The sequence below is a fragment of the [Mycobacterium] manitobense genome, from assembly GCF_025821665.1.
In the GTDB taxonomy this organism is placed as follows: domain Bacteria; phylum Actinomycetota; class Actinomycetes; order Mycobacteriales; family Mycobacteriaceae; genus Mycobacterium; species Mycobacterium arseniciresistens.
In genome coordinates this window covers 50,526-59,997 of sequence record NZ_JACKSJ010000266.1, presented here as the reverse complement: position 1 = coordinate 59,997, position 9,472 = coordinate 50,526, and the positions used below count along the sequence as shown (strand labels likewise).

The following is a 9,472-nucleotide window of genomic DNA, read 5'->3' as shown; positions in this document are numbered from 1 at the left end:
GCGGTGACGCCCACCGCTGCGCCGCCTCGCGCGGGCTCTGCGGGGGCGGCGGCGGTGGCATCCCCTCGGCGCGACGACGCGGTCCACGGGTGTCGTCCGGCCGATGACGGCGGCCGTTGACCGACTCGGTCTCTGAGGGCCGACGGTGCGCGCCTCCTGGTGGCGGCGGTGCCCAGTCCGGCTCGGGCGGCTGCGGCTCGGCCGGCACGTCGATGATCGGGCTCTCCTCGGTGCGCGGGTCGCGGTCGTCGGCGTCGTCGTCGAAGGAGAGCGGGAAGTCGGAGACCCGCCCGGTGGTCTCCGAATCGCGGGCCCAGTCCGCGAAGGCGCGCACCGTGGTGCGCTCACCCTCGATCGCGGGCCGGTGGTTGAGGTCGGTGTCGAACAGGATCTCCAGATTGGTCCGCAGCGCCGCCAGTTCGGCGCGCAGCGCGGCGACCTCGTCGGCGGACTGCGCGCGCAGCTCCGACGCGAGTTCACGGCGCAGCTGCGTCTCGACCGTCAGCTCGTATTCGCGGCGTGCCGAGATCTCCCGATCGAGCTGCAGGTCGTAGACGAGTTTGAGGTCGCGGGCCTTCGCCTGGTCGGCGTCGCTCTGCCTGCGGTAGATGACCGAGACGAATGCGGCCGCGACGGCCGCCCAGAGCGCGAGGATCACGGCGAGCTTCAGCAGTTCGACCCGATTGGTGAAAACCAGCGCCGAACTCGCCAGAATGGCGAGCACCAGCAACACCGTCAACAGCACCCACCCCGGCCTGCGGCCGCCGCGCCGGGTGCGCGCGCCGCGGGACAGAACGGTCATGGGGCGACTGTACCCGCCACAGGTCACTCAGCGTGTCGACCTCTACGGCGATTCGGCGCGTCGTCGTGGGCGAGATGTCAGCCGGGTGCGTTGTCGCCGTTGTCCGGTGGCTCCTGCGGAGACTTGCAGCAATGCTGCAGCCACAACCCGGCGACGGCGAGTGCCAGCGCGCTCACCGCGGCGACCGAGATTCCGGCGGTGTCGTCGTCCGCCGCCCGCAGCACTCCGCGTTGCGGGAGCACATTCACCAGGATGCCGACCCACCATCCCGTGACCAGCGCTCCCACCCAGGCCGACGCCTTGGCGATGGTCACCGAGCGGGCGACGGCCAGCGGGTGCAGCCAGCCCGGCCCGTCGCCGATCTCGCCCTCGCCGATCTTGGCCCGCACGTAGAACGCCCACGCCCCGACGGCGATGGCCACAGCGAGCAACGACAGCCCGCTCCACACGGTGACCGGAGGGAAATACCGGGGATAACCGAGCACCGCCGCGAGGTAACCGGCCACCGCGGCCACCAGCGCGGCGACGGCGAGGTCCCGTAGCCGGGTCGGCCCCATCAGGCGGTACCGGTGTGCAGCACGAACTCCGTCAGCGCCACCCCGTCGCGCTCGGCCGGGTCGATCTCCGCGAGCAGCCGCGCCACCGGCCGCTTCTCGCCCGACACCGTCAGCGTCGCCTCCGGATCCACCGCCAGCCAGGGGATCAGCACGAACGCCCGCAGGTGCGCCAGCGGATGCGGCAGCGTCAGCCCGTCGTCGCGCGACGTCACCTCGGTGTCACCGTCATGGCAGGTGACCAGGTCCACGTCGAGGGTGCGCGGCCCCCAGCGCTGACCGCGGACGCGGCCTGCCGCCTCTTCGAGCTGCTGACCGCGGCGCAGCCAGCCGTGTCCGTCGAGGGCGGGGTCGTCGGCGACCAGCACCGCATTGAGGAACGGCCCCTGCTCGACACCGCCCCACGCCTCGGTCTCGTACACCGGCGACACCGCGCGGACCGCGTCGCCGAGCCCGTCGACCACCGACTGCAGCCGCCCCAGCCGGTCGCCGAGGTTCGATCCGATCGACAAGACGACTGTGCTCATGCGCGATCCGCCTCCGGCTCCTCGCTGACCCTCACGGCGTACCCCGTCCCGCCCGCCGCGACCGCCTGGCCACCACCGCCACGTCGTCGAACGTCAGCGGGATCGGCGCCGACGGCTTGTGAACCACCACCTCGACGGCGTGGATGCGCTCGTCGGCCATCACGTCGTCGGCGATCTCGGCGGCCACCGTCTCGATCAGGTTGCGGGGCGGCCCGGAGACGATGTCGGCGGCGCGCTGCGCCAGGCCGCCGTAGTCCAGGGTGTCGGCGAGGTCGTCGCTCGCCGCGGCGGCCGCCAGGTCCATCCAGACGGTGATGTCGACCACGAAGTCCTGGCCGTCCTGCCGTTCGTGGTCGTAGACACCGTGGTTACCGCGAAGAGTCAAGCCGCGCAGTTCGATTCGATCAGTCATCCCGCTCCGTCCAGGCCTGCAGCACCTTCAACGCATCGACCGAGGCACGCACGTCGTGCACCCGCACCCCCCACGCGCCGTGCAGCCCGGCCAGTGCGGACACCACGGCGGTGGCGGTCTCCCGCCCGTCCGGCGGTCGCGGTTCCCCGTCGGCGCCGGCCAACAGGGTGCCCAGGAACCGCTTGCGCGACGCGCCGACCAGCACCGGGATCCCGGTCGCGACGAACTCGGGCAGCGCGCGCAGCAGCGCCCAATTGTGTTGCGCGGTCTTGGCGAACCCGAGGCCGGGGTCGATGACCAGCTTCGCGGGGTCCACCCCGGCGGCGACGGCGGCGTCGACGGCGGAGAGCAGCTCGGCGCGGACCGCGGCGACCACGTCGCCGTACGGCGGCACCTCGTGTGGCCGCTGCGCGTGCACCGACCGCCAGTGCATCAACACCCACGGCACCCCGGCCTGCGCGATCAGCGGCGCCATGTCCGGGTCGGCCCGGCCGCCGGACACGTCGTTGACGATCCGCGCTCCGTGCTCCAGCGCGAGCCCGGCCACCTTCGCGTGCATGGTGTCGATGCTGACCGTGATGCCCTGGGCGACAAGGCCGTCGATCACCGGCAGTACCCGGCCGGCCTCGACCTCCGGGTCGACACGGGTGGCGCCCGGGCGGGTCGACTCACCCCCGACGTCGACGATCGCCGCACCCTCGGCGGCCAGCGCCAACCCGTGCTCGACGGCCCGCTCGCGATCGAGGAACAGGCCGCCGTCGGAGAAGGAGTCGTCGGTGACGTTGACGACACCCATCACCTGTACGTGCGTCCCGCCGGGGACCGGGACCGGAAGGCCGGGTGAACTCACTTGCGCAGGATGAGATCCAGCGCCTCGGCGCGAGATGCCTTGTCGGTCTTGAACTGTCCGCGCACCGCCGAGGTGGTGGTGACGGCGCCGGGCTTGCGGATGCCGCGCATCGCCATGCAGAGGTGTTCGGCCTCGATCACGACGATGGCACCGCGCGGGTCGAGTTTGCGCATCAGGGCGTCGGCGATCTGGGTGGTGAGCCGTTCCTGTACCTGCGGCCGCTTGGCGTACAGGTCGACGACGCGGGCCAGCTTCGACAGCCCGGTCACCCGGCCGTCCTCACCGGGGATGTAACCGACGTGGGCCACCCCGTGGAAGGCGACCAGGTGGTGCTCGCACGTCGAGTACATCGGAATGTCCTTGACCAGCACCATCTCGTCGTGCTGCTCGTCGAACGTGGTGTTCAGCACGTCGTCGGGGTTGGTGTGCAATCCGGCGAACATCTCCCGGTACGCGCGCGCCACCCGAGCCGGGGTCTCGGCCAGGCCGTGCCGGTCGGGGTCCTCCCCGATCGCGATCAGCAGTTCCCGGACCGCGGCTACGGCGCGCTCCTCATCGAATTCGACGCCGGTGGCCGTCGAGTTGTGCGACCGCGTCATCGGGGCCTCCCGTTGTGAAGTTGTCGTCAGTTCTGGGTCGGTGGATTGGGCCGGCCGGCGTCACGCGCCTGCTGGTCCTCGGGGCCACTCGCCTGTGGGCCGGCCTGCCCGGGCGGCGGGTAGTTCGGGTACGGCGGCGGGTACGCCGGCGGATAGGCCTCCGGCCAGCCCGACGGGTGGGGCGGCGGCGGATACCAGTGGCCCTGCGGCTGGCTTCCCGGCGGACCGCCCGGCGGCCAGCCGGGTGCGTGCCAGCCGGCGGGCGCACCGTAATTCGGTTGCGTCGCAGCACCGTTCGCCGGTACACCGTTGCCACCGGCACCATTGGTGCCCGCCGCGTTGCCGCCGTTCTTCGCGGCCGCCTCCTCGGCGGCCTTGGACGCCGCGGCGATCGCCGCCTTGAAGGCCGGCTCCTTGACGGGCGGGGGCCAGGGCTCACCCCGCTCGATCGCGAGTTCGCCGGGAGTCTTGATCGGCGGCTTGTCGGACGGCACCCGGCCCCCGAAGTCGTCGAACATGGTCAGCCGCGGCCGCTTCTTGACATCACCGAAGATCGCCTCGAGCTCGGCCCGGTGCAGCGTCTCCTTCTCCAGGAGCTCACCGGCGAGGGTGTCGAGCACGTCGCGGTACTCGGTGAGGATCTCCCACGCCTCGGTGTGCGCGGCCTCGATGAGCTTGCGCACCTCGTCGTCGATGATCTGCGCGACCTCGTGGCTGTAGTCGGCCTGCGTGCCCATCGTGCGGCCGAGGAACGGGTCGCCGTGCTCGGTGCCGTAGCGCACGGCGCCCAGCTTGGAGCTCATGCCGTACTCGGTGACCATCGCGCGGGCGATCTTGGTGGCCTGCTCGATGTCGGAGACCGCGCCGGTGGTCGGCTCGCGGAACACCAGTTCCTCCGCGGCACGTCCGCCCATCGCGAACACCAGGCGGGCGATCATCTCCGACCGCGTCATCAGGCCCTTGTCGTCCTCGGGGACCGCAACGGCGTGTCCGCCGGTGCGCCCGCGGGCGAGGATCGTGACCTTGTAGATCGGCTCGATGTCGGGCATCGCCCACGCCGCGAGGGTGTGTCCGCCCTCGTGGTAGGCGGTGATCTTCTTCTCGTGCTCGCTGATGATGCGGCCCTTGCGGCGCGGCCCGCCGACGACGCGGTCGACGGCCTCCTCGAGCGCGGCGCCGGTGATCACGGTGCCGTTCTCGCGGGCGGTCAGCAGCGCCGCCTCGTTGATCACGTTGGCCAGGTCGGCACCGGACATCCCGACGGTGCGCTTGGCCAGCCCGTCGAGGTCGGCGTCGGGAGCGATCGGCTTGCCCGCCGAGTGCACCTTGAGCACGGCGCGTCGCCCGGCGATGTCGGGGTTGGACACCGGGATCTGGCGGTCGAAGCGACCGGGCCGCAGCAGCGCCGGGTCGAGGATGTCGGGCCGGTTGGTGGCGGCGATCAGGATCACCCCGGCGCGTTCGCCGAAGCCGTCCATCTCGACCAGCAGCTGGTTCAGCGTCTGCTCGCGCTCGTCGTGGCCGCCACCCATGCCGGCGCCGCGCTGGCGGCCGACCGCGTCGATCTCGTCGACGAAGATGATGCAGGGGCTGTTCTGCTTGGCCTGCTCGAACATGTCGCGCACCCGGGAGGCGCCGACACCGACGAACATCTCGACGAAGTCGGAGCCGGAGATCGTGAAGAACGGCACTCCGGCCTCGCCGGCGACGGCGCGGGCCAGCAGCGTCTTGCCGGTGCCCGGGGGGCCGTAGAGCAGCACGCCCTTGGGGATCTTGGCGCCGAGCGCCTGGTAGCGGCTGGGGTTCTGCAGGAAGTCCTTGATCTCGTAGAGCTCCTCGACCGCCTCGTCGACGCCTGCGACGTCGGCGAACGTGGTGGTCGGCATGTCCTTGCCGAGCTGCTTGGCCTTCGACTTGCCGAACCCGAAGCCCATCCGCCCGCCGCTCTGCATGCGGGAGAACATCACGAACAGGCCGACGAGCAGCAGCAGCGGCAGCATGTAGATGAGCAGCGAGCCGAGCACGCTGCCCTGGTTCACCACCGTATTGATCTTGACGTTCTTGCCCTGCAGCGCCTCGAAGACCGTCACCCCGTACCCGGTGGGGTACTTGGTGATGACCTTGTCGCTGTCCTCGGTCTCGCCCTTGCCGCTCTTGAGGTCGAGTCGCAGCTGCTGTTCGCGGTCGTCGATCTGCGCGCTGTTGACGTTGCCCTCGTTGATCTGGGCGATCGCCACCGACGTGTCGACGGGTTTGTAGCCGCGGGTGTCGTCGCTGAAGTAGAAGAACGACCAGCCCAGCAGCAGCACGACCGCGATCACGGTCAGCGTGCGGATCACATTTTTCCGGTTCATCATTTTTCGGCCAGCGATGAGTCTGTCGGCCAGGTCCTTCCGATACGCGCAGCTGGGATCACTTCAGGCTACCGCTAGACCAACGTGCGGAAGTTCCCGACGGCCGACGGGTGACTTCGCGGGAGTTCTGGCTACACACGTCGCCAGAAGCCTTCCGCTGCCCGCCGCCCGTGTGCTTGGGTGAGCCGGTGGGCACCGACGCAACCACCCCGGCCGAACGTCTCGTCGACACCAACGGAGTCCGGCTGCGGGTGACGGAGGCCGGTGAGCGCGGCGCCCCGGTCGTGGTGCTGGCGCACGGCTTCCCGGAACTGGCCTACTCCTGGCGCCGTCAGATCCCGGTGCTGGCCGAAGCGGGTTACCACGTGCTGGCGCCCGATCAACGCGGGTACGGCGGGTCGTCGCGCCCGGCGGACGTGCAGGACTACCACGTCGTCCATCTCAGCGGCGACCTGATCGGACTGCTCGACGACGTCGGCGCCGACACCGCGGTGTTCGTCGGCCACGACTGGGGCTCCCCGGTGGTCAGCAACACCGCGCTGCTGCACCCGGACCGGGTGTCCGCCGTGGTGACCATGAGCGCGCCGCCGGTACCGCGCTCCTCGGGACCGCCCACCCAGATATGGCGCAGGATCTTCGCCGACAACTTCTTCTACATCCTGTACTTCCAGGACGTCGGCCCGGCGGACACCGAGTTGAACGAGGATCCGGGCCGGACGATACGGCGCATGCTGGGCGGGCTGAAGAACCCGGCCGATGCGACCGCCCTGGTCGACATGGCGACACCCGACCAGCGGGGCTTCCTCGACCGCATACCCGAGCCGGACGGCGTCCCGGCGTGGATCAGCGAGGAGGAGATCGAGCACTACGTCGCGGAGTTCACCCGCACCGGATTCACCGGCGGCCTGAACTGGTACCGCAACTTCGACCGCAACTGGGAACTGACCGCCGACACCCCGGCGAGAACGATCGGGGTGCCGACCCTGTTCATCGCGGGCACCGCCGACCCGGTGCTGTCCTTCACCCCCCGCGACCGCATCGGTGACGTGGTCACCGGTCCGTTCCGCGAGATCCTCATCGACGGCGCAGGCCACTGGGTGCAGCAGGAACGCGCCGACGAGGTCAACGCCGCCCTGCTCGAATTCCTCGGAGGTCTGCCATGAACCGTCCCCTGAACTTCGGCGTCTTCATCACGCCGTTCCACCCGGTCGGCCAGTCCCCCACCGTCGCCCTCGAGTACGACCTTGAGCGCACTGTCGCGCTGGACCGGCTCGGCTACGACGAGGTGTGGTTCGGCGAGCACCACTCCGGCGGCTACGAGCTGATCGCCTGCCCGGAAGTGTTCATCGCCGCGGCGGCCGAGCGCACCAAGCACATCCGGCTCGGCACCGGCGTGGTGTCGCTGCCCTACCACCACCCGCTGATGGTCGCCGACCGCTGGGTGCTGCTCGACCACATGACCCGCGGCCGGGTGGTGTTCGGCACCGGGCCGGGCGCTCTGCCGTCGGACGCCTACATGATGGGCATCGACCCGGTGGACCAGCGCCGGATGATGCAGGAGTCACTCGAGGCAATCCTCGCGCTGTTCCGCGCCGGGCCCGACGAGCGCGTCACCCGCGAGACCGACTGGTTCACGCTGCGCGACGCCCAATTGCACATCCGTCCCTACACCTGGCCCTACCCCGAGATCTCCACCGCGGCGATGGTGTCGCCGTCGGGTCCGCGGCTGGCCGGCCAGCACGGCACATCGCTGCTGTCGCTGTCGATGTCGGTGCCCGGCGGTTTCGCCGCGCTCGAGAACACCTGGGGTGTGGTCACCGAGCAGGCGGCCAAGGCAGGCCGCGAGACCCCCGACCGGTCGGGCTGGCGGGTGCTTGGCATCTTCCACCTCGCCGACACCCGCGAGCAGGCCATCGAGGACTGCACCTACGGGCTGCAGGACTTCGCGAACTACTTCGGCGCCGCGGGCTTCGTCCCGCTCTCCAACACCGTCGACGGCGAGCAGCAGACCCCGCGCGAGTTCGTCGCCGAATACGCCGCGGGAGGCAACTGCTGCATCGGCACCCCCGACGACGCCATCGCCTACATCACCGGCCTGCTCGAACAGTCCGGCGGCTTCGGCACACTGCTGCTGCTGGGCCACGACTGGGCCGACCCGCAGGCGACCCACCACTCCTACGAGTTGTTCGCCCGTAAGGTGATGCCGCACTTCAAGGGACAGCTGACCGCGCCGCAGGCATCGCACGAGTGGGCGAAGGGCATGCGCGACCAACTTCTCGGCAGCGCCGGACAGGCCATCGTGAACGCCATCACCGCGCACACCGACGAGATGCAGGCCAAGAGCTGATGCGGGCGTCGGTGCTGCGCGACGGCCGCATGGTGCTGCGCGACGACGTCGCCGACCCAGTGCCCGGCCCGGGACAGGTGCTCGTCGCGGTCAAGGCGTGCGGAATCTGCGGCTCCGACCTGCATTTCGCGCAGCACGGCGCCACCGTGCTGGAGTTGGGCGCCCAGCTGCAGGGCGCGCCGCTTGGCGGTGCGCCGCTCGACCTGTCCGCCGACGTGTTCCTGGGCCACGAGTTCAGCGCCGAGGTGCTCGAGGCGGGCCCGGACACCGACGCACCGGCTCCCGGCACCGTCGTGACGTCGGTCCCGGTGCTGTTGTCCGGCAACGGTGTCGAGCCGATCTTCTCCTCCAACACCACGATCGGCGGCTACGCCGAACGCATGCTTCTCTCGGCGCCCCTGCTGCTCCCGGTGCCCAACGGGCTCGACCCGCGGCACGCCGCGCTCACCGAGCCGGTGGCGGTCGGGCTGCACGCGGTGAACAGGTCGGCGATCGCCCCGGGCGAGGCGGCGCTGGTGGTGGGCTGCGGCCCGATCGGCGTGGCGATCATCGCGGCCCTGCGCCATCGGGGCGTGGAACAGATTGTCGCATCGGACTTCTCGGCGAAGCGCCGCGAGCTCGCCCAGACCGTCGGGGCGCACCGGACGGTTGACCCGGCGCAGGAGTCGCCGTTCGACACCGTCGCACCCGCGGTGGTGTTCGAGGCCGTCGGCGCCCCGGGCATCATCAACGACGTGCTGCGCCGCGCCCCGGCCCGGACACGGCTGGTGGTCGCCGGGGTGTGCATGGAGGCCGACACCGTGCTGCCGTTCTTCGCCGCCGCCAAGGAGATCGCCATCCAGTTCGTGTTCGCCTACGACCCCGCCGAGTTCGCGGAATCCCTGCGCGCCATCGCCGAAGGCGCCATCGACGTGGCCCCGCTGATCACCGGCGAGGTGGCGCTCGACGCGGTCGGCGCCGCGTTCGACGACCTGGCGCACCCCGACCAGCACTGCAAGATCCTGGTGACACCCTGACGGTAGGGTGC

At 70.7% G+C, this 9,472-nt stretch carries 10 protein-coding genes; 3 read left to right on the top strand and 7 right to left on the bottom strand.

Annotated features, from left to right (window positions below):
* The 7 genes from H7I41_RS29475 to ftsH form a co-directional block, all read right to left on the bottom strand.
* On the bottom strand, positions 1 to 802 hold an 802-nt coding region (locus H7I41_RS29475; RefSeq protein ID WP_372503827.1), incomplete at its 3' end, for a DUF6779 domain-containing protein.
* A 77-nt stretch (positions 803 to 879) separates the two neighbouring features.
* Positions 880 to 1,359 carry a DUF3180 domain-containing protein gene (locus tag H7I41_RS29470; RefSeq protein WP_264016195.1) on the bottom strand — a complete coding sequence of 160 codons (480 nt, stop codon included), beginning with the start codon at positions 1,357 to 1,359 and terminating at the stop codon, positions 880 to 882.
* A complete protein-coding gene (folK, locus tag H7I41_RS29465) occupies positions 1,359 to 1,883 on the bottom strand; it encodes a 2-amino-4-hydroxy-6-hydroxymethyldihydropteridine diphosphokinase (RefSeq protein ID WP_264016194.1) in 525 nt (174 codons plus the stop codon). Before folK ends, H7I41_RS29470 begins: the two co-directional genes overlap by 1 nt.
* A 31-nt stretch (positions 1,884 to 1,914) precedes the next feature.
* Positions 1,915 to 2,295, bottom strand: coding sequence for a dihydroneopterin aldolase (gene folB, locus H7I41_RS29460; protein ID WP_264016193.1), 381 nt, complete (start codon positions 2,293 to 2,295; stop codon positions 1,915 to 1,917).
* Positions 2,288 to 3,091, bottom strand: a complete 804-nt coding sequence (gene folP, locus H7I41_RS29455) for a dihydropteroate synthase (protein WP_264016202.1) — start codon at positions 3,089 to 3,091, stop codon at positions 2,288 to 2,290. Before folP ends, folB begins: the two co-directional genes overlap by 8 nt.
* Before the next feature lie 50 nt (positions 3,092 to 3,141).
* Positions 3,142 to 3,744 (bottom strand): GTP cyclohydrolase I FolE, encoded by a 603-nt coding sequence (gene folE / locus H7I41_RS29450; RefSeq protein ID WP_264016192.1) that lies wholly within the window; start codon positions 3,742 to 3,744, stop codon positions 3,142 to 3,144.
* A gap of 26 nt (positions 3,745 to 3,770) precedes the next feature.
* Entirely contained in the window at positions 3,771 to 6,098 is a 2,328-nt protein-coding gene (ftsH, locus tag H7I41_RS29445) for an ATP-dependent zinc metalloprotease FtsH (protein ID WP_264016191.1), read from the bottom strand.
* A 188-nt stretch (positions 6,099 to 6,286) separates the two neighbouring features.
* On the opposite strand from ftsH, the gene H7I41_RS29440 reads away from it, so the two are divergent.
* From H7I41_RS29440 to H7I41_RS29430, 3 genes are read left to right on the top strand one after another with little or no spacing between them, the layout of a single operon-like run.
* Positions 6,287 to 7,261 (top strand): alpha/beta fold hydrolase, encoded by a 975-nt coding sequence (locus H7I41_RS29440; RefSeq protein WP_264016190.1) that lies wholly within the window; start codon positions 6,287 to 6,289, stop codon positions 7,259 to 7,261.
* Positions 7,258 to 8,445 carry an LLM class flavin-dependent oxidoreductase gene (locus H7I41_RS29435; RefSeq protein ID WP_264016189.1) on the top strand — a complete coding sequence of 396 codons (1,188 nt, stop codon included), beginning with the start codon at positions 7,258 to 7,260 and terminating at the stop codon, positions 8,443 to 8,445. The genes H7I41_RS29440 and H7I41_RS29435 overlap by 4 nt, the downstream gene beginning before the upstream one ends.
* Positions 8,445 to 9,461 carry a zinc-binding dehydrogenase gene (locus H7I41_RS29430; RefSeq protein ID WP_264016188.1) on the top strand — a complete coding sequence of 339 codons (1,017 nt, stop codon included), beginning with the start codon at positions 8,445 to 8,447 and terminating at the stop codon, positions 9,459 to 9,461. The genes H7I41_RS29435 and H7I41_RS29430 overlap by 1 nt, the downstream gene beginning before the upstream one ends.
* Positions 9,462 to 9,472 lie beyond the last annotated feature (11 nt).

Excerpts from the sequence above, each read along its gene's own strand:
- folK (WP_264016194.1), bottom strand. The coding sequence starts at position 1,883 with ATGAGCACAGTCGTCTTGTCGATCGGATCGAACCTCGGCGACCGGCTG.
- ftsH (WP_264016191.1), bottom strand. The coding sequence starts at position 6,098 with ATGAACCGGAAAAATGTGATCCGCACGCTGACCGTGATCGCGGTCGTG.
- folB (WP_264016193.1), bottom strand. The coding sequence starts at position 2,295 with ATGACTGATCGAATCGAACTGCGCGGCTTGACTCTTCGCGGTAACCAC.
- H7I41_RS29435 (WP_264016189.1), top strand. The coding sequence starts at position 7,258 with ATGAACCGTCCCCTGAACTTCGGCGTCTTCATCACGCCGTTCCACCCG.
- H7I41_RS29470 (WP_264016195.1), bottom strand. The coding sequence starts at position 1,359 with ATGGGGCCGACCCGGCTACGGGACCTCGCCGTCGCCGCGCTGGTGGCC.
- folP (WP_264016202.1), bottom strand. The coding sequence starts at position 3,091 with ATGGGTGTCGTCAACGTCACCGACGACTCCTTCTCCGACGGCGGCCTG.
- H7I41_RS29430 (WP_264016188.1), top strand. The coding sequence starts at position 8,445 with ATGCGGGCGTCGGTGCTGCGCGACGGCCGCATGGTGCTGCGCGACGAC.
- folE (WP_264016192.1), bottom strand. The coding sequence starts at position 3,744 with ATGACGCGGTCGCACAACTCGACGGCCACCGGCGTCGAATTCGATGAG.